At 64.6% G+C, this 20,104-nt stretch carries 17 protein-coding genes; 10 read left to right on the forward strand and 7 right to left on the reverse strand.

The window, feature by feature from the left end; genetic code table 11:
- Positions 1–7 precede the first annotated feature (7 nt).
- From priS to CP557_RS11225, 6 genes are all read left to right on the forward strand, one after another.
- On the forward strand, positions 8–1,183 hold the full coding sequence (gene priS, locus CP557_RS11200; RefSeq protein WP_097379982.1) for a DNA primase small subunit PriS: 1,176 nt from the start codon (positions 8–10) through the stop codon (positions 1,181–1,183).
- The gene (locus CP557_RS11205; protein WP_097379983.1) at positions 1,180–2,190 is read left to right on the forward strand and encodes a DNA replication complex subunit Gins51; all 1,011 of its coding nucleotides are present in this window, start codon (positions 1,180–1,182) and stop codon (positions 2,188–2,190) included. The genes priS and CP557_RS11205 overlap by 4 nt, the downstream gene beginning before the upstream one ends.
- 84 nt (positions 2,191–2,274) lie before the next feature.
- On the forward strand, positions 2,275–2,748 hold the full coding sequence (gene bcp, locus CP557_RS11210; RefSeq protein ID WP_097379984.1) for a thioredoxin-dependent thiol peroxidase: 474 nt from the start codon (positions 2,275–2,277) through the stop codon (positions 2,746–2,748).
- An 81-nt stretch (positions 2,749–2,829) separates the two neighbouring features.
- Complete coding sequence (locus tag CP557_RS11215; protein WP_097379985.1) at positions 2,830–3,582, forward strand: ABC transporter ATP-binding protein; 753 nt, start codon at positions 2,830–2,832, stop codon at positions 3,580–3,582.
- Positions 3,579–5,063, forward strand: coding sequence for a hypothetical protein (locus CP557_RS11220; protein WP_097379986.1), 1,485 nt, complete (start codon positions 3,579–3,581; stop codon positions 5,061–5,063). Before CP557_RS11215 ends, CP557_RS11220 begins: the two co-directional genes overlap by 4 nt.
- Positions 5,064–5,252: 189 nt before the next feature.
- Positions 5,253–6,848, forward strand: a complete 1,596-nt coding sequence (locus CP557_RS11225) for a cobyric acid synthase (RefSeq protein WP_097379987.1) — start codon at positions 5,253–5,255, stop codon at positions 6,846–6,848.
- Positions 6,849–6,889: 41 nt separating this feature from the next.
- Here the strand turns inward: CP557_RS11225 and CP557_RS11230 are convergent, their stop codons facing one another.
- Positions 6,890–7,279 (reverse strand): ribbon-helix-helix domain-containing protein, encoded by a 390-nt coding sequence (locus tag CP557_RS11230; protein WP_097379988.1) that lies wholly within the window; start codon positions 7,277–7,279, stop codon positions 6,890–6,892.
- A gap of 165 nt (positions 7,280–7,444) precedes the next feature.
- Here CP557_RS11230 and CP557_RS11235 point away from each other — a divergent pair, with 165 nt between their 5' ends.
- The 3 genes from CP557_RS11235 to CP557_RS11250 all read left to right on the forward strand — a co-directional run bounded on the left by CP557_RS11235 (position 7,445) and on the right by CP557_RS11250 (position 11,093).
- Positions 7,445–7,705: an MTH865 family protein gene (locus tag CP557_RS11235; protein ID WP_097379989.1), complete on the forward strand. Its 261-nt coding sequence runs from the start codon at positions 7,445–7,447 to the stop codon at positions 7,703–7,705.
- A 138-nt stretch (positions 7,706–7,843) separates the two neighbouring features.
- Complete coding sequence (locus CP557_RS11240; protein ID WP_097379990.1) at positions 7,844–9,850, forward strand: bacterio-opsin activator domain-containing protein; 2,007 nt, start codon at positions 7,844–7,846, stop codon at positions 9,848–9,850.
- 520 nt (positions 9,851–10,370) lie between these two features.
- Complete coding sequence (locus CP557_RS11250) at positions 10,371–11,093, forward strand: zinc metalloprotease (protein ID WP_097379991.1); 723 nt, start codon at positions 10,371–10,373, stop codon at positions 11,091–11,093.
- Positions 11,094–11,099: 6 nt separating this feature from the next.
- Here the strand turns inward: CP557_RS11250 and CP557_RS11255 are convergent, their stop codons facing one another.
- From CP557_RS11255 to CP557_RS11265, 3 genes are all read right to left on the reverse strand, one after another.
- A complete protein-coding gene (locus tag CP557_RS11255) occupies positions 11,100–11,450 on the reverse strand; it encodes a winged helix-turn-helix domain-containing protein (RefSeq protein WP_097379992.1) in 351 nt (116 codons plus the stop codon).
- A 423-nt stretch (positions 11,451–11,873) separates the two neighbouring features.
- On the reverse strand, positions 11,874–12,725 hold the full coding sequence (otsB, locus tag CP557_RS11260) for a trehalose-phosphatase (RefSeq protein WP_097379993.1): 852 nt from the start codon (positions 12,723–12,725) through the stop codon (positions 11,874–11,876).
- A 6-nt stretch (positions 12,726–12,731) separates the two neighbouring features.
- On the reverse strand, positions 12,732–14,423 hold the full coding sequence (locus tag CP557_RS11265; RefSeq protein WP_097379994.1) for an alpha,alpha-trehalose-phosphate synthase (UDP-forming): 1,692 nt from the start codon (positions 14,421–14,423) through the stop codon (positions 12,732–12,734).
- A gap of 288 nt (positions 14,424–14,711) precedes the next feature.
- On the opposite strand from CP557_RS11265, the gene CP557_RS11270 reads away from it, so the two are divergent.
- Positions 14,712–15,863, forward strand: coding sequence for an aminopeptidase P family protein (locus CP557_RS11270; RefSeq protein WP_097379995.1), 1,152 nt, complete (start codon positions 14,712–14,714; stop codon positions 15,861–15,863).
- 203 nt (positions 15,864–16,066) lie between these two features.
- Here CP557_RS11270 and CP557_RS11275 read toward each other — a convergent pair whose 3' ends face one another.
- The 3 genes from CP557_RS11275 to CP557_RS11280 all read right to left on the reverse strand — a co-directional run bounded on the left by CP557_RS11275 (position 16,067) and on the right by CP557_RS11280 (position 20,038).
- The gene (locus tag CP557_RS11275) at positions 16,067–17,272 is read right to left on the reverse strand and encodes an orc1/cdc6 family replication initiation protein (protein ID WP_097379996.1); all 1,206 of its coding nucleotides are present in this window, start codon (positions 17,270–17,272) and stop codon (positions 16,067–16,069) included.
- A gap of 1,311 nt (positions 17,273–18,583) precedes the next feature.
- Positions 18,584–18,760 (reverse strand): hypothetical protein, encoded by a 177-nt coding sequence (locus CP557_RS22565; protein WP_169924307.1) that lies wholly within the window; start codon positions 18,758–18,760, stop codon positions 18,584–18,586.
- Positions 18,761–18,928: 168 nt separating this feature from the next.
- On the reverse strand, positions 18,929–20,038 hold the full coding sequence (locus tag CP557_RS11280) for an iron transporter (RefSeq protein ID WP_097379997.1): 1,110 nt from the start codon (positions 20,036–20,038) through the stop codon (positions 18,929–18,931).
- Positions 20,039–20,104 lie beyond the last annotated feature (66 nt).

Below are 20,104 nucleotides of genomic sequence, written 5' to 3' on the forward strand. Positions count from 1 at the left end.
GAGTCGTATGGAGGAGCGAACGAGGGCCTATCTGCGGGGGCGATTCCGCGACCACTATCGACGGACGGAGATCACGCCGCCGCCCGCGGCCAACGAACGCGAGTGGGGGTACATCCCCTGGACCGAGGGACCGGACACGACGATGGTCCGTCACCGTTCGCTGCTCGAGTTGGGCGATCTCTCCGAGTTTCTCGTCCGAAAGCGCCCGCGACACGTCTACTTCTCCGCGGGACGCTTTCGCGATCCCGGCGCGAGTTCGATGCACGAGAAAGACTGGCAGTCCGCCGACCTCGTCTTCGATCTCGACGCCGACCACCTGCCCAGCGTCACGCTCGGCGAGGACAGTTACGGGGAGATGCTCGCGAAGTGTCAGGACGCCCTGCGTCGGCTCCTCGAGTTCCTCGAGGACGACTTCGCGTTCGAGGACCTCGAGATCGTCTTCTCGGGCGGCCGGGGGTATCACGTCCACGTCCGCGACGAGAACGTCCTCCACCTCGAACGGGAGCACCGCCGCGAGATCGTCGACTACGTTCGGGGCATCGGTCTCGAGTTCGAGGAACTGATCGAGACCGAGACCGTCGCCGGACTGGGACGGAAGACGCCGACGGAACGGCGCACCCTCCAGATCGAGGGGGGCTGGGGCGCTCGGACCCACGACCACTTCATGGCCTTCGTCGACGAGTTGCTCGAACTCGAGGAGGACGCCGCACTCGAGCGGCTCCAGTCGTTCGACGGCATCGGCGACGGAAAAGCCCAGGCCACGCTGAACGCGGCCCGCAACAATCGGGCGCAACTCGAGGCGGGCAACGTCACCGTCCACACCGCCGTCGCGCAGTTGGCCGAGCGGTTCGCGAGCGAGGCCGTCCAGCAGGACAACGCCCCGATCGACGAACCGGTTACGACGGACACGAACCGGCTGATCAGGCTTCCGGGCAGCCTACACGGCGGCAGCGGGCTGCAAACGGTTCGACTCGAGCGCGACGAGATCGCGGACTTCGATCCCCTCGTGGACGCCGTCCCGGAGACGTTCGTCGGCCACGAAATCACCGTCGACGTGAGCGATGGCGGCGAGGTCGAACTCGGAGGAGATACTTTTACGGTCTCGGAGGGTGACCAGTCACTACCCGAGTACGTCGCCGTGTTCCTCATGGCACGTGGCTGCGCCGAGAAGGAGAAAGAATGAACCTAGACGAACTGCGTTCGGTCCAGAGCAAGGAGCGCCAGAAGGACAGCCTCCAGAACCTGCGCCCTTCCTTCTACCAGGAGGTCGGCGAGTACATCGCCGACCTCGAGGACGAACGCGATCGCGTCGCCGAGCGGGCCGAGGATCCCTTCTCCTCGCCCGAAGTGGGCCGACTCACCGACGAGATCGAGACCGCCAAGGACGTCGTCGAAGCGATCTACGAGCGCCGGATGGGGAAACTCGTCAAGCAGGCCAGCCTCGCCGCGGCCGGAATGGCGGCCGACGACGAGGGACTGACCGCCGAAGAAGCGGACCTCTTCGACGACCTCGTCGACCGCATCGGCTCGAACAAGAGCCGCGTGCTGGACGTCCTCGAGAGCGCGGAGGAGTCGGCCGTCGCCCCCGACGCGGGCACCGACTCCGCGACCGGCTCCGATCCCGCTGGGCCAGCTCTCCCCGACGATGCCGAGTCGCGATCCGAGCCGCAGTCGCCACGCGACGCGACCGCGGACGACGTCCCGCCGGCTCCCCCCGAGGAACCACCGACGGACGCCGGCGCTGCAGCCGCCGACGGACCGAAAGCGGACGAGGCAAGCGGCGTTTCCCCCGCGGACGTCATGGGCGGGACCGGCCGTTCGATCGATCAGGCGGACGCGAGCGGCGGCGATCGGACCGACGCCGCCGGGGAGCCGACCGGACAGTCCGAACGGTCGTCGGAGCACGCACGGGGCGACCGACCTGCCGATCCCGACGAGACACAGACGCCATCGGATCCGGCGGCAGCTCCCAGCGGAACGGCCGGCTCGAACCGCACCGACGACACCGCCGACTTGAGCCCCACCGACGCTGCCGTCGACCGGACGACGGTCCGCATCACCAGCGATATCGGCGCGATTCTCGGCGTCGACGACCGGGAATACACCCTGACGACCGACGACGTCGTCACACTGCCCGAACAGAACGCCGCTCCCCTCGTCGATCGAGAGGCCGCCGAACGACTCGAGTGAGCGCCAGGTTTCTCCCCGGCCGGGTCGCAGTCGGGAGTCGTGTGAAATCGTAACGCATACATTACCGCTCGCTAACTCGCATGCATGCTCGATGTCGGCGACGAGGCACCCGAGTTCGAACTGACAAACCAGCACGGCGAGACCGTCAACCGCTCCGATTTCGAGGGGCAGCGACTCGTCGTGTACTTCTATCCCCGTGCTAACACGGAGGGCTGTACGACCGAGGCCTGCGGGTTCAACGACGCGCTCCCGCGCCTCGACGACCTCGACGTCGCAGTCGTCGGCATCAGTGACGATCCCGTCGACGATATCGACGACTTCGCGGCCGATTACGGCCTCGAGTTCGACCTCCTGTCCGACGAGTTCGGCGAAGTCGCGACGCTCTACGAGTCCTACGGCGAGAAGCGAATGTTCGGGAAGACGTTCGATGGCGTCTTCCGGAACACCTACGTCGTCGGTCCGGACGGGCGGATCGAGGAAGCTTACGAAGGCGTCTCTCCTGACGGCCACGCCGACGAGGTCCTCGCGGATCTCCAGCCGGCGGACATCGCACACTGACGGCGTTTACGGGCGTTTCGTCTATCGTCCCAGTATGTTACCAGTAGTGTTATTATCAATTCTCGTGAACAGTCCCGTTCGATGGGTGCAATTCGCGTAGACGGACTGCGGAAGTCATACGGAGCCGTCGAGGCAGTGGCCGGGATGAACGTCACCGTCGAACGGGGGGAGCTGTACGGCTTTCTGGGCCCAAACGGTGCCGGGAAGACCACGACGATTCGAATACTGACCGGCCAGATACGGCCGGATTCGGGTTCGGTACGCGTTCTCGAGACGGACCCGGTCGCGGAGCCACTCGAGACGCGCTGGCAGGTCGGTATCCTGCCGGAACAGGGATCGCCGCCGAGCTTTCTCACGCCGCGTGAGTACCTCGAGTTCGTCGGCGAGGTGCGGAACCTCGAGCCCGACCGGGTCGCCGACCGGACCAATGCCTGGGCCGAACGGCTCGGATTCGAGCGCAAGCTCGATACGCTCCATACCGATCTCTCCCGGGGCCAGCAACAGAAGGTGATGATCTCGCAGGCGTTTCTCCACGAACCCGACGTGGTCTTCATCGACGAGCCGCTGGCGAACCTCGACCCGCTCGTCCAGGAGCAAGTCAAGCGCTTTCTCGTCTCCTATGCGGCCGGCGACAACGCCGTCTTCGTCTCGACGCACAACATCGACGTCGCCGAGGAGATCTGCACCCGCGTCGGCATCGTCGCCGACGGCCAACTCGTCACGGAGCGGTCCGTAGAAGACGGCAGCGACGAATCCCTACTCGAGGTGTTCCTCGACCGCGTCGACGGTGAAGACGTACGAGATACCCCGACGCTCGAACGGATCGACCGATGAGCGGGATCGATACGACTGACCGGACGAGCGCGACGGAGTCGGGCCGATCCGGATCGGGACTCTCGACCGCGCAGTTGCTCGCCGTCCTCTTCCGCGAGGAGTGGCGACTGCACACCCAGCTGTTCGGCGGCTGGCGCTTCGCCCTGTTCCCGTTCGTGATCGCACTGCTCACGATCAGCGCGACGATCGCGCTCGTCGAGACCGGCACCGCGCCGGCGACGGTCGTCGGCGGACTCCACGTTCTCGCCGTCGGGTTCGGACTCTACAGCGGGACCGCGGGCTTTGCCGGCTCGGACATGCTCGAGAACGTCTTCGGGGAGCTGTCGCTGTTGCTCTCGTCGTCGACGACGCTCCCGCTCTCGCGGCGGCGATTACTGGGGGTGTTCCTCCTGAAGGACGGGCTGTTCTACGGCGTCGCGTTCGTGTTGCCGATGGCACTGGGCAGCGTCGCCGTCGATGGGGTGTCGGCGACGACGCCGCTTTCGATCCTCCTGTTCTGGCTCTCCCTCTGTCTCGTCTTCGCGGCCGGGATGGCAGTGACCGTCGCGGTGATCGCCGTTCGAACTCGCGGCGTGCCGTCGTGGGCGATCGGCCTGGTGATCGGACTCGCCGTCGTCGGCGGCTGGACGACCGGCGGACTCGAGGCGCTTCGGAATGTGCTCGTTCCGATCAGCGGAGCGGCGCTACCCGCTGTCGGACTGTCCGTCGCGACGCTTCTCGTGGCGACGGGATCGCTCGCGGTCTACGATCCGACGTACGGTCGTCCCTCGCGGACCGCAACCGATCGCTTCGCTCGACTCAGTACCGCCCTTCCGATCGACGACGCGCCGCTGGTCACGAAGTCGCTGCTCGATCTCGCGCGCTCCTCGGGGGGCGTCTGGAAGCCCTTCGTTTCGGCGAGCATCCTGCTCGCGCTCGTGGCCGCGCTCGTCGGCGTCGTCGACGCGATTACCGGTATCGAACCCGCGCCCGGAATCTTCTTCGGCGGCGTGCTCGGCCTCTCGGCGTTTACGACGTACAACTGGCTGACCCAGTTCGATTCGCTCGAGGCCTACCTCGTCTACCCCGTCTCGATCGAGGACGTTTTCCGGGCCAAACGGATCGCGTTCGTCCTGGTCGGCGCGCCGACGGTCGCCCTGCCATACCTCGCGGCCGTCCGCTGGTTCGACGCGACGCTCGTCGACGCCGTCGTCGGAGCCGTTCTGCTGGCGGGCTACGCGCTGTACTACTACGGCCTCACCGTCTACATCGCCGGCTTCGATCCCAACGAGTTCCTCTTCGATGCCGTCCGCTTTACGACGTTTACCGTCGGCGTCGCCGTTGCGCTCGTGCCGACGCTGGTCGCCGGCTTCGTCGTCGTCCCGCCGTCGCTCGAACTCGCCGTCGGACTCGCGCTCGCGGGGATCGGACTCGGTATCGTGGGGCTCGTCCTCTCGAGTCGGGCCGGGCCGCGTTGGGACGCGCGGTATCGGGCAGAATAGCCGGTCTGGAGGCGCTGCGATCCCGGCACGACCCTCTCGGTCGGGTCGCGGTGCGGTCTCGTACCGCTCGATTTCGTCGGCCTTTTCCATTCCGGACGAACTCGAACGGCCTCGAGTCGCGCCGACCCCCGCGTACGACCGGAACCGATAGGACGATACTCCCGGCCCCGCGACTACCGCCCAACGCGGATGACCAGAACCCTTCTCGTCGCCGGAACCGCGAGCCACGTCGGCAAGTCGACGGTCGCCGCCGGCCTCTGTCGGCTGCTCGCCGATCGGGGGATCGACGTCGCGCCGTTCAAGGGCCAGAACATGAGCAACAACGCTCGCGTCGTCGTTCGGCCGGACGTGGCCGGCCAGGACGGCAGCGAATCCAACGGCAGCACCGTCGACCGGTGGGGTGAAATCGGCGTCTCCCAGTTCGTCCAGGCTCGAGCGGCTCGAACCACCCCCACAACGGATTGCAATCCGGTCTTGCTCAAACCGCGCGGCGACGGAGAGAGCCAGCTCGTGTTGCACGGGGAGGCTCACGATCACGTGCCCGCCGGGACCTACTACGAAGAGTACTGGGAACGGGCGTGCGAGGCCGCCGAAGCATCGTATCGGAGGCTGGCGGCCGACAACGACGTGATCGTCGCCGAGGGTGCGGGGAGCATCGGCGAGATCAACCTGCACGATCGCGACCTTGCAAACGTCGAAACCGCCCGGTTCGCGGACGCCGACATCCTCCTGTTGGTCGACATCGAACGCGGCGGAGCCTTCGCCAGCCTCTACGGCACGATCGAACTCGTCCCCGACGCGCTCCGCGATCGGATCGTCGGCGCGCTCATCACGAAGTTTCGCGGCGATCGGTCCCTGCTCGAGCCCGGCATCGAGGAAATCGAATCGCGGACGGGAGTGCCGATCCTGGGCGTCCTGCCGTACGACGACCCCGGCCTCCCCGAGGAGGACAGCGTCGGACTGCCCGGAAGCGAGGAGCGGGGCATCGTCGGCGACGACGACGGCGTTGCAGCCGACCGCCGGATTCGGATCGCCGTGCCGCGGCTGCCGCGGATCTCGAACGCGACTGATCTCGAGGCCCTGGCCGACGAACCGGGCGTCTCGGTGGTGTACGTCCCAGTCGACGGCAGTTCCGCCGGTCCCCTCGCGGGCGTCGACGCCGACGCGGTCGTCCTTCCGGGAACCAAGAACACGGTCGACGATCTGCTGGCGCTCCAAGAAGCCGGGTTCGCCGAGGCCCTCGTGGCCTTCGACGGGCCGATCGTCGGCGTCTGCGGTGGGTATCAGATGCTCGGCGAGCGGATCACCAACGCCGCGCTCGAGGGGACGGAGGACGACAATGTCGTCACAGGATTGGGTCTGCTCCCGGTCGAAACCCGTTTCGAGGGGAGCAAGCGCCTCGAGCAAACGACCGTTCCGGTCGACGGAAGCGCATCACCGCTCCTCGAGGGGGCCGACGGCCCGGCGTCGGGCTACGAGATCCACGCCGGCCGGACGCGGGCGCTCGAGGACGTGACGCGGCCGCTGGGTGACTCGAGTGCGGCCCGCGGACGGGTACTGGGAACCTACCTCCACGGCCTGTTCGACAACGAATCGGTTCGAACGACGTTTCTCGATGCCGTCGCCGCGAGGGCAGGCGTCGACCGGCCGACGCCAGTCGCTACTGATGGGTCGTCGTCGTCGACCGAACCGGGGGTATCCGAACGGACGCCGTACGATCGGGCAGCGCGACTCGTCCGCGAAAACGTCGATCTAGCGGCGCTTGGCGACCCCTTCGGCGAGTGAGATCGCGGGAGAAACGGTGCGGTCGATCGTCACCCGGCCGATCACGCTGATCCGTCGCGGTAGGTACCGAGCAACTCCTCGAGGATGATACACTCCTGGTCGGTCTCGTCGTAGTGGGTGTCGATGAACCGTTCGGCGGCCTCGTAGTTGCCACGCAGACCGTGTTTGCGGACGTTTATCACGGCATCGAGGAAGAAGGTTCCACCGTCGGCCCCGAGCGCTTCGGCGTGGTCGCGGTCGCTGATATCGAGTTCGGACCTGATTTCGTCGAAGTTGAACGTCTTGACCTCGTGTTCGTCGTCGATCAAGGTCAACACGTACTCCGCGGAGAACCGATAGAACTCGGATTTACTCTCGAACATACCGTCTTCGACGAGCGCGTCGATCTCCTCGACCACGTCGTCGGGATACCTGACGGTATCTTTCGCCATGTACCGATACTGTTCACTACTGACTAATTATTGTTTCTACTGTTCGAGGGAATCGACCGACCACCGTTCGCGTCTTCCCCACGAGACCGGAATCGGCGGGTGGACGACGGACGGGAGCATTCGCCCTTCAGATTTATTGTTTCGGGCCGAGAACGACAGCACGTAATGGCGGACGAAGCCCACCTCCGAGAGCAACTGACCGAGGCGTTCGAGGACGCTGACTACCCGGTCTCAGGTCCGATGGAGCTCCTCCCGGCGCTTCCGAACGGCCCCGGAACGAGGTTCGAATCCGGTGAGTTCTCGATGACTGTGATGGAGTTGAACGCGAAGACCTCCGGCGGCGACTTCCCGTACGACGACGTCGAGTCGTTCGTCGACGATATCATCGAAGAGTTACAGGAACAGGGTGAGTTGGAAGCCGCTTGACCCGGCTGGTCGTGCCAATGGATCTCGTGTCGGAAGGGATGCCAGCAGCCGACCAGCAAGCTTTTGTTCTCGAATTGTTCTTGATAGAATAGTGTCGAGTAGTGAGTAAAACGTGGGCAACTGTGTGGAATAAAAAGGATGACCGCTGTCCATCGATCGAAACCGATCGTCGTCGTAACGGGCCGTCAAGAAGAAGCAAGCGATCTTCGGACGCGACTCGACGACGCGATCGATCGTGACGTTCGAACGGTTTCCACAGCCGGGGATCTCGAGGACGCCGTCGACCCGGCCTCCGACAGTGGGTCCGTACTGGAGACCCCGAGCGCCGTGGTCCTCGAAATCGACTGTCCGGGCGAAATACGGACCGTTCTCCGGCGCGTCCACGCCAGATGGCCGGAGATCCCGACGATCGTTGCACCACGCGAGGGCAGCGAACGGCTTGCGACCGTTGCACTCAGGGCGGATGCAACCGAATACGTCCCGACGGAGCGCGAGGAGGACCCCGTCGACCGGATCGTGGCGACAGTTCGGTCCGTACCCGAACCGCCATCGGACGGCGACGGGCGACGACATAGCCGAATTCTCGCCAACGAACTGCCCGACGAGGCCTTCGTCATCGGCGAGGACGGTACCTATCTCGAGGCGAAGGTCCGGCCCGACTCGGCGGACCTGTACTCGACGGACGCCGACGAACTACGCGGAACGAGGCTCGCGGACGCGTTCCCCGACCAGGTCGCGGCGAAACTCCAGGACTGCGTCGATCGGGCGATCAGAACTGACGACGTCCAGTCGGTCGAGTACGATACGGAGACGACCAAGGGCCGCCGGCGATTCGAGGCCCGTGTCGTTCCGATCGATCAGCGAGTCCAGGGTCAACGGGCCGTCGTCTGGCTGGCTCGAGATATCACGGAACGGGTCCGACGCGAACGACAACTCCGATCGAGACAGGATCAACTCGAGACGCTCAACCGGATCAATGCGGTCGTTCGACAGGTGATCGAGACGTTAGTCGAGGCACCTGCTCGGGATGCGATCGAGAGCGAAGTCTGTGCACAACTCGTCGATTCGGAGCTGTACTGTGGCTCGTGGATCGCCGAACGGACCGGCGACGGACGGCTGTCCTATCGAACCGGCGCGGGGGAGGCCGAGCGCTATCTCGAGCGCGTCCGTGGCCGCTCGAGCGATCACGAGCGACCGGTGACGAAGGCAGCGCGAACCGGCGAGATTCGGACGACCAACCGCATTCTCGAGGACGAAACGTTCCCAGAGCCACTCAGGGAAGCCGCCGACGAAGACGACGTCAGATCCGCGATCGCCGTCCCGATCACCCACGAGGACGCGACCTACGGCGTCCTCACCGTTCTGGCGAGCCGAGCCGATGCCTTCAGCGAACGCGAACGAGCCGGATTCAGACTTCTCGGGGAGACGATCGGCTTCACCATCATGGCCGTCAAGAACCGCCAACTGCTCTTTGCGGACACCGTCGTCGAACTCGAGTTTCGGATCGACGGCGGCGATACGTTCTCTTTCGACCTGTCCGAGGAATACGGCTGTACCTGCTCGCTCGAGTGGGCCGGGACGACCGCGAACGGACGAACCTTCCAGTACGTGACGATCGACGGGATCGACAGCGAGACGGTCCTCGAAGCGGCCAGGGATCACGACTCCATCGAGGAGTGTCGGCTCATTCACGACGGTGAACAGCGCTGTACGATCGAGATACGATTGACGAGGTCGGGAGTCCGAACGCTCGGGAATCACGGCGCAACGATCCGGGATGTGACGGTCGAACGCGGCGTCGGGACGTGCGTGGTCGAGGTGTCACAGGACGCCGACGTTCGAGAGATCGCGGAGGCACTGACCGTCATCTACGAGAACACCGAACTCGTCGCCAAACGAGAGGTCGATCGGCCGGTTCGAACGGCGGCCGAGCGGCGAAATCGAATCCTCGATGGACTCACCGACCGTCAGCTCACGACGCTTCGGCTCGCCTACTACGGCGGCTTCTTCGACTGGCCGCGGGAGAGCACGGGCGAGGAAATCGCCGAGGCGATGGATATCTCGCCGCCGACGATGCACCAACACCTTCGGAAGGGGCTCAGGGCGATCCTCGATGAGTTCTTCGAGGACAGCAGACACGATTAGGGAACCGTTCGCTCTCCCTTGACAGTCATCTTTTCTTAAACGTAGCCTATGTGAACCCCAGTGTGGATAGTCACGACGGCCGACCGGTCGGGTACGAATGACGATGCCCGGTTGGAAAAGACAGGCCCTCACTCGATGGTGGGCAGATGTCCCGTGATCGGGCGACCGTTTGGAACGCTCTTCGAAGGGGCAAACGGCCGGTACTACACCGGCTGGCAAGTCAGGAACCGGCTTCGAACGGGCGTCTGGACGCTCTGCATTCGGCAACGAGAACCCCACAAGGTGCTGGTCGAAACCGAAGACGAAGCGCTTCTCCTGCTCACGCCCGTCGACCCGTCCGGATTGCCCGCCGGCATCCACGTTCGCGTTTCCGATACTCACGCCCGCGTCGTCGATACGCGGCGTGGATCGCCGCCGGGCGGGTCGGTCGAGCCCGGACATCGGGTTCGTCGACGCCTGGGTCGTAATAGCCGTCTATGTTCACACCTAGAATCTGGGGCCCTCCCACACGACTTCGACCGTGAATCGTCGCGTGCTCCTGGGATCGGTCGGCTCGATAGCCTCGCTTGGGACGCTGGCATACGCGACACGTGACCCCCTCGAGACGCTCGCCGTTCGGGTCTGGCTCTCCGAGCAGGCCGCCAGCTACGAGGGAGTGACCGACCGTATCTTCGACTATCTCGAGAAAATATTCGGGTTCGACCACTGGACACTGAAGCTCTCCGTCGGCGGAACGGTCCCGGTCTCGACGGAAAACGCCGCTCGTCTCACCACTCGTGGCGAATGGCCGATGGCCGTCGCGGCGGGCGAACTTAGCCGGCGGAACCTCGAGCCGGTGTCGGACGTCAATCTGTTGGTGACCGATGGCGGGATGGAAGAGGCTCCCACCGGGTACGGCATTCCCCACATCGCCTCGGTCGGCGGGGCGCGACAGATCGCCGCTCTCGAGCCGTTCGACGACCTGGTCGACGACGACTGGATCGTTCCGAACACGACACCGGCACGAACGATACAGGTACTCGCCCACGAGATCGGCCACGCGCTCGGACTGGAACACGACCACGGCGTTGCGTTTCGCGATGGTGGGGCCGTGATCGCGACGCCGATGCTCAGCAGCTACGCGTGGGATCCGACCTACGATACTGATCGCTCTCGCTGTGGAACGATACATCCGAGCACGGACGGTCTGGAACGAAAACTCAGCCTGGCGTTTTCGTCCTGTGCCCGTCGCGAGCTCGAGTAAGGCGTCTTACTCGTCGTCCTCGCCGTCGTTCTCGCCGCGGGCGAAACTCGCCTGCGCGTCCCCGTCTTGGTCCGTGCCGGCGTTTGGCCCTTCGATGAGCGCCTCGAAATCGTCGACCTCGTCGTACTGGTCACGGTAGACCAGCGCTGCTTTTCCCGTCGAAGAGATCTCGTAGAGACCGGACCGTTCGGCGGGCCCGATCTTGTCGACGAGACCGTAATCCTCGAGCACCGGGAGTCTGGTGTTGATGTTCTTTCGGCTCTTTCCCGTGTGTGCGGCTAGGTTCGTTGCGACGTTTCGTCCCGTATCCTCGAGTGCCTCGAGGATCAGGAAATCAGTTGGTTGTCGGAGTTTCACTCTCGTTCACTCTCGTACCGGACTATATTTCCAGTGGTAACTAATACTTTCGGCTCGAGATCCGGTATTTGTTGTGGTAATTCGTATCGGTATCGTTAAGTGGGAGGCGACAAAACGATCCGACTGGGTGGGCCGAGCGACCCCAGACGGACTCCCCCCTACACCGCCTCAGCCGAACCGAGCGCGGGTCTGGAGTTCCCCCCTCCGACCCGTGTTCGGTCGTCACCTCCCGCTACTCGGCACCCACCCGCTCCCCATCCCCCCATCCCCTTTCCGGACGGCCGGCGAACGGAGCCGACAGCGCCGATACCACTCCTGGGTAGTCCCGGCCCACGTCTGTGGCGTCGAAGCCGTCCGGCTATCGGGTCGATACCGGCCAACGCGCGAGCGACGACCAGCCAACGCGTGAGAAACGAGGAGACGCTACCGCGACCGGTTCTCGGGGCAGTCTACTGGCACCGACTCCGTTCGATCAGCCGCTTCGATCGCGAGCGAATCGAGCCACGAGAGAACCGATGCGACGCCAGCGGGTGACTCGACCCGGGCGGACGCACTCGAGGGCTCATCGCCACCGACCCGAATCCCGATCCCGTCGGACTCGGCGACTCGAAACGCCGATTCGTCGGTCACGTCGTCGCCGATATAGACGACCGGTGTCCCCGGTGGCTCGTCGGCGGCGATCAACTCGACTGCGTTTCCCTTTCCCCAGCGGAAGTCCGGCCCGATTTCGAGGATTCGTTTGCCGGTCGAAATCTCGAGTTCGTCCCCGCCGAACCGATCGACGGTCCGGCGGGTGATCCGTCGTGCGATCGGTTCGGCGGCCGCCGGAACGGCTCTGAGATGGACCGTCCCGGTCAGCCGCTTGTTCTCGATCCGGCAGTTCGGGACGGAGGCGAGGGCCGTCTCGAGGAGCGAACAGATCCGTTCGATTCGAGCAGCGCGTTTTCGTGCGACAGGGTGGACGGCGATCGATCCGTGGCGCGCGAGTTCCAGTCCGTGGTTGCCGGCGTAAATCGATGGCCCGTCGACGCGTTCGTGGACATCGGTCAACGCACGGCCACTGACGATTGCCGTGGTCACGTCGGGGCGTTCCGCGAGCCTGGCCACGGCGTTCCGATTCCGCGTGGTCGGTGCTGCGGCGTCCGGATCCTCGACGATCGGTGCGAGCGTGCCGTCGAAATCGAGACAGACGAGCAGTCGGGCAGCGGCCTCGATCCTCGCCCGGATCGCCGGGAGACGCGCCGCAAGTCGTGGCGGCGGTGACTCGCTCTCCATGATCGACTACACGAGCGACGTCGATTCCCGAGAATCGGAATCACGGTCCGTTTCGTCCCCCCGCCGGTCGTCGTGTACGCGTCGTATCCAGTCGAACTGGGTCTCCATCCAGGACTCGATGTCCCCGTTGCAGACGCGCTGTCGAAGGGTGTTCATTCGTCGCTTGCGTTCGTACGGCGGCATCGAGAGCGCGGTCTCGAGTTGGGCCGCCACGCCGACCGCGTCGGTCGGATCGATCGTCAGGGCGTGTGAGCCGAGTCGCTCGTGTGCGCCGATCCGATCGCTCAACAACAGTGTGGCGTCGCCGTCCACGCTGGCGGCGACGTACTCCTGTGCGACCAGGTTCATGCCGTCGGCCAGCGGACTCACGACCATTACGTCCGCACACCGGTAGAGGGCACAGAGTTGCTCCTTCGGGAGGACATCCTCCGTGTAGACGATCGGCCGCCAGTCGGCGGTCTCGAAGCGACGGTTGATCCGCTGGACCTCGCTGCGGACGAGTTCGCCGTACTGCTCGTAGGTCTCGATATCCGTCCGCGAGGGGGTCGCCTTCTGGACGAACGTGAACTCGCCACGCCAGTCGGGATTGCGCTCGAAGAACCGCTCGAGCGCGGTCAGGCGTTCGGGGATCCCCTTGGTATAATCGAGGCGGTCGAGGCCGAGTCCGATCGTCACGTCCCGGGGGATGCCATACGTTTCGAACAACGTCGAGAGCTGATCCGGATCGATCGACCGGGCCTCACGGGCATACGATTCGGCGTCGACCCCCATCGGTGTCGCCACGACGCGAGTCGTCCGGCCATCGTACCGGACCGTTCGATGCGCGTGGTCGACGGTCGCTTCCGGCAGGAAGCGATCGACACACGCCAGGAACTGATCGGCGTACCGGGTGACGTGAAAGCCGAGTAGATCGTTCCCGAGCAGTCCCTCGAGGAGTTGCCTGCGGCCGGGACACTGCCGGAACCTCGCCGGCGTCGGCCACGGAATATGCCAGAACTGGGCGACCGTCGCGCCTGCGGGGACCGCGTCCCGAATCAGCCGCGGCGCGAGCGCGAGATGGTAGTCCTGCAGCCAGATCACCGAGTCGTTCGTGGCGTGATCGGCGACCGCCTCGGCGAAGCGCTCGTTGACCGTCCGGTACCACTCGAAGTCGTTCGGTCGGTTCTCGATCAAGTCCGAAAAGCCGTGACAGAGCGGCCAGAGGACGCGGTTGCTGAACCCGTAGTAGTAGGAGTCGATCGCCTCCTCGGAGAGGTCGAGCCGGCGCAACGTGTAGGCCTCGTCGTCGGGTGGAACGGCGACACAGTTTCGCTCGTCCGTGACCGCGAAGTCGGCGTCGCCGTCCCCCCAGGCGATCCAGGTCCCGTCGGTCCGCTGAACCACGGGATCGAGGCCGGCGGTCAAGCCGCCAGTCGGCTCGTCGACCGTGATGGATCGCGTCTCGGCCGTCGAACGAGCACCGCCATCGGTCCCCGCTGGCGGAGCTTCGTCTTCACTGATATTCGCGGAACCAGTGTTCGAATCCGCAGCCTCGTCTTCGTACTCGTGACGATACGGTTGCCGGTTCGAGACAACGATCAACGAACCGGGACAGCTAGGGCCGTCGGACGCGAACGCCTCGTCCGCCCGTCCACGGCCGTCCGCCAGTCGCTGTCGATTACGCACAGTCGTCGACGACAACCGCTCGGTAACTCGCATTCGCTGAAATACCACAGCATCCCGCCTGGTTGCTTCGCGGCCTGCGACCGCCGGGGGGTTAATACGTTCCCGCTAGCGGTCGCGGGCAACCGACTATCCGCTCGCGGCGACAGTCACCGCTCCGCACCCGCCGTCCCGCTCGACGTATCGAACGATCGACGGGGCGGTGGCGTATCCGTCGAGCGACCGAACGATAGTGAGGGCACCCGGGCAAGCTGTGTGAGGGCTCTGAGCCACTCACCGACGGGCAACCAAACGTTGATTTCTCGCTCGAGCGAACTATCTCCCATGCAAACGCCCTTCGAGCGCCGGATCGCGGCCTGTCAGCGACGGCTCGCGGAGACGGGAGCCGACCTCGCGGTCTGCTTCCCGGGCCCGAACCTGACCTATCTGACCGGTTTCGAGGAGTCGCCGTCCGAACGCCACCTGCTGTTGTTCGTCCCCGAACGCGGCGACCCCACGCTGGTCGCGCCGGCGATGTACGCGGCGCAACTGTCGGCTCTTCCGATCGCGGCCCGACAACTGCGCCTCTGGGACGACACGGACGATCCACTCGAATGCGTCGTGGACGTCCTCGAGGAGTATTCGCTCGGGGGATCCGAGCCGGCGACCGTCCTCGTCGACGACCGGATGTGGGCGACGTTCACGCAGGATCTCCGGGACCTGCTTCCCGACGCCGAGTTCGACCTCGCGAGTGCCGTTCTCGAGGGGCTCCGACTCCGAAAGGACGTGGTCGAACGCGAGGCGCTCCGGCGGGCCGGCGAGATCGCGGATCGCGTTTCGCTCGAGATTCGGGGGCGTGGGACCGACCTCGTCGGCACGACCGAATCGGAACTCGCCAGCGAGATCGACCGACTGCTCGCAGCGGCGGGCGGGGAGGAGCCGGCGTTCGACACGATCGTCGCCGCCGGGCCGAACAGCGCACGGCCACACCACCACAGCGGCACGCGGGAGATCGAGGCCGGCGATCCGATCGTGCTGGATTTCGGTGCGTTCGTGCCCGCCGATCTCGAGGCCGGAACGAGCCGGTATCCGGGCGATCAGACGCGGACGATCGTCGTCGGGGAGCCAGCGCCCGAGTACGAGCGAATTCACGAGATCGTCAGGGAGGCACAACGGGCCGCGATTGAGGCCGTCGAGCCAGGTGCTACCGCGAGTTCGATCGACCACGCGGCGCGATCGGTCATCGACGAGGCCGGCTACGGTGACGCGTTCGTCCACCGGACCGGCCACGGCGTCGGTCTCGAGGTCCACGAACCGCCGTACATCGTCGCGGGCAGCGATCGGGAACTCGAGCCCGGAATGGTCTTCAGCGTCGAGCCGGGGATCTACCTCGAGGGCGAATTCGGGGTCAGGATCGAGGACCTCGTCGTGGTGACCGAGGGCGGAGCAACGCGGCTGAACGAGACGTCACGTGGCTGGGAGACCGACCTCGAGTGAGACGACGGAGTGAACGGCCCGACCCAGTGAGGCGGGACACCGTCGAACAGGGGACACCGGATTTCCGATGAAATGTCGGCGTGTTGGCGGCTGAGGAGACTGGTTGACACGACACCAGTAAACGAGTGTCGTGATGACCAGGAGACGTACTGTGACCCACCAGTAAACGAGTGCCGTGACGACCAGGAGACGTACTGTGACGGCTACGGATCGCCAGTCTCCACGAGGACCGTCCGGACGACCTCCGGGTCCTCGAGCAATTGGTGTTCGGTGTAGCTGCCCTCCGCGCTCCCGCCGCTCCGGCGAGTCTGCTCCAAGATGTCGAGAAACGCGTGTTCTTTCAAGAGATCCCGGACCCGTCGCAGGGAGAGCGGGTCGGAGCTCTCCTGGCGGCAGATCTCCTCGTAAACGTCGTAGATCTTCGTCGTTCGGAACCCGTCCTCCTCGGCCGCGTTGAGCGAGAGGACGGCAAGCGCCTGTAAGACGTATCGAGAGTGGGGCGTCGAGCCACGAATGAGCTCACGGAACCGGTCGGTTTCGGCCCGTTCGCGGGCCTGAACCACGAAGTCCTCCCGGACCGTCTCGCTCCCCTTCGACTGGGCGATCTCCCCGGCGTACCGGAGGATATCGATCGCCTTCCGCGCGTCGCCGTGTTCGCGGGCCGCGAGTGCGGCAGCACGGGGTATCACTGACGGCTCGAGCACGCCGTCCTTGAACGCGTCGCTGCGGGCCTGCATGATGTCCCGGAGCTGGTTCGCGTCGTAGGGCGGGAAGACGAACTCCCGTTCACAGAGGCTTGACTTGACCCGCTCGTCTAACCGATCCTTGTACTTGATCTTGTTACTGATCCCGATGACGCCGATCTTGCACGACTCGAGTTTGCCGGCTTCGCCCGCCCGCGAAAGTTGCATGAGGATGTCGTCGTCGTCGAGTTTGTCGACCTCGTCTAAGATAACGAGGACGACGTCGTACTGGGAGTCGAGCACCGTCCAGAGGCGCTTGTAGTACGTCGAGGTGCTGAGTCCCTTGTCGGGGATTCGAACGTCGGTGACGGACGGCTCGTTGAGCGTGTGTGCGATCGTCTGGACGGCCTGTGTCTCCGTATTGTCCTGTGCACAGTCGACGTACGCAAACGCCGCAGTGATCTCCTCGTCACCAGCAACGCGGACGGCCCGTTCCGAGATGTACTTCGCACAGAGGGACTTGCCCGTCCCCGTCTTGCCGTAGATGAGGAGGTTACTCGGACTCTGACCGAAGATCGCCGGGTTGACCGCGTTCGCGAGTTCCGAAATCTCGTCGTCCCGACCGACGATTCGTCCCTCCGCGGGGAGATGGTTGATCTCGAGCAGTTCCTTGTTCTCGAAGATCGGATCGTCGCGGGTAAACAGATCGTCGCCGGAACTCGACATAATCGAACACCGTGTTTCCGGTGAAATAGCTGTTCCGTTTGCTCTCCTGGTCCGGCGTCGAGACGGACCGCGCTCCGAACGGGCTCGAGCGGCGGTAGAACCGGTCGGTTCACGCTCTCGGCCGATGGAAATCGGCTCGCGCTCTGTGGGTCGGTGGGAGACTGGATCGAGGTGGACACACACCGTGTTTCCGGTGAAATGAGGTGAGGTGGCGTGGCGGGTGGAATTGAAACGGGGGTTGGGTTCACCGGAAACGTGGTCGGGACGGCATCGAGCGCAACCGAGATCGAAGATCGGACAGCTCACCCGAAAACACTGCACCTGTGACCGAAGCCGCCGCTCTCGATCGAAATGGAAGCAACCCCTGGATCGAGTGCGGTCGGTTACTGACCAGGATCTAAGTAGGGAACTGATCCAGCTAATGGACTATAGTCATAAGTGCTACTTATAGATTATCAAGTTCGAGAGAACATCCCTCCAAACAGTAGTCCGAGACCTTCACCGGAAACACGGTGTGTCCCTGTAGCACCGATCCGGAATACGGCCCCTGCCACCACCGGAATACGTCGTTGCCCGTCCTGACTGCTTCCACAACTGTGGTCGTGGTACCGTAGCTCACTAACACCCCTCGCAGGATACATCGGCGTTTCACTGGAAACCCGGTGTGGGGTGATTAGTCCTAGCATCATTACTAGCTCTACAGTTCGGGTGCTCTCACACGCAGCGGTCCGCGTCGATTCACCGGAAACCCGGTGTGTGCATCCGAAACACCCGTTCACCAGCCCGGTACGGCGCGACACACTGCAGTACGACCAGAATGGACCGGACAGTTGACTTCACGGCTTCTCCCCTCCCGTGAACACTTCGCCAAGCGATACTCGAGTATCGGACGACCGAACGAGATCCCACTTCACCGGAAACACGGTGTCCACGCCCCCGGACCGGTCGGATCGAACGCACGGGGATACCGGCAGAACGGACGGCGGTCTATCGGCAAAACGAACGGCAATCCGCCGGCAATGCGACGCCGCTTCACCGGAAACCCGGTGTGTCCGACGAAAACCGGATCACCGGCCGGATGCCGCCGGACGGATTTCACCGGAAACGCGGTGTGGGAACCGGACCCGCCTCTCGCATCCGTCTCGAGGGTCGAACTCGCTTCCGTCCCTGGATCCGTCCCGCAGGGTTCGAGACGCCTGTTTCCAACTTCACCACGGACGTCGTTTGGACCGACAGGAAACCGGCACAACGTCGTGAGACCGCCTGTGTACTTGAGGGGAGTAAAATCGGTCGTACGCCGAGTACAGGAGATCAATAGTAGTAGAGTTCGAGTTCGTGGCCGCAGTTCCGACACTGGGTCTCACTGCCGAGCAGTCGGTTCGAGTCGCGCTCCGGATGGATCCCAGGGCCTGGCGGGAGGGACGCAGTGACGGTGGCATCACACTCCGGACAACCGATATCCATATCCGTGTTGCCTGTCCGAGACATGGACCCATGGGTATTCCATGATCGGTGATTGTTATCCCAACCATACGGCACCGCTGGCAGTTCCGTCCGACCGTTCAGTTCGAGCAGAGTCCGGTTTACCCGCGAAACACGCGGCCCGAACGCCGGCGACTCGATCTTCCTCTTCCTGCGTGCCCCTTCTCGAACCGGCTAGTAAGTGACGGCTTCGAACTCGAAAAACGCCGTCTCGTAGCCGTCGTGGCGGGATACCTGCGGTGGAGAGTCTACGGTGATCGTCACACGATCCCCCTCGCGCACGTCGTCGACCGCGAGCCCGTAGTGATACCCGAACTCGTCGTCGAGCGTCGCCGTGAGCGAGCCGTCGTCGCGGCGCTCTCCCTCGCGTTCGATGGCTGCCGACAGGGAGGTAAACGGGAGTATAACGTCGTTGTACGGCGTTCTGGGAAAGACGGCCAGATACGATCCGTCGTCGGTAAACCGATCGGCATCGGTCACGACTGCGGGGAGTTTCGCGTCACCGCTGCGCTCGGTCCCGAGCAGTTCACCGGGTAGCTCATCGACCGACGGCCCCTGCCCCGTCGGCGGCCCGGCTCCCTGACCGTCGGATTCACCGTCACTCCCCTCCTCCCCGTGAGCCATCAGTGACAGCGCATCGCGGCTTCCCCGCCGATCCTCGTCGATCGTCTCGAACGAGAGGCCGTTGATGTCGGATCGGGCGTACTCGAAGTCGACCTCGAGCGATGCGGGTGCTTTCAGTCGCCCCTCGAACGCGCCGGTTCGAGCGGTGCCCGTGAGGGGATCGGCTCGAACGTGGACCGTGTACTCGCCTTCGCCGGGGAGCCGGACGTTGTCGCCGTAGTGAAAGCCCATCCGCTGGGAGATCATGGGCCACGGCGAGAAGACCCCGCCGTCGATCGGCGACCCCTCCTGTCGGATCTCGAGGCGCATGTCCACCGGAAGGACGGTGTGGGTCTCGCGATCCCAGAGGGTGACCATGAGATGGAGGCTATCGTCGGCGTTGACCTCGACTAGCTCCTTGCCGCCGCTGACGATCCAGAACCGGTGTGGAAACGTATAGGAGAGCGCGACGGCGTAGTCGCCGTCGGTCGCCATGCCGTACATCCCCATCTCCTCTCTGGAGGCCGGGAGATAGACGGCGTCGGGCCGATTCTCGACGAGCGGCGGATTCGCCCAAGCGGACTCCTCCTCGAACCCCAGTTGCTCGAGACAGCCGGCGATGCCGGCGATCCCGGCGGTTCCGATCCCGGTCGTTCCACGGAGGAAACCCCGACGATTCATTGGCCATCGCTTGGAACGCAGCGAGGAAACGCCTGTTGGTTCGCGGGTCGAACGCGCCGAGGCAGC

The sequence above is a fragment of the Natrinema ejinorense genome (assembly GCF_002494345.1).
GTDB classification, from domain to species: Archaea; Halobacteriota; Halobacteria; order Halobacteriales; family Natrialbaceae; genus Natrinema; species Natrinema longum.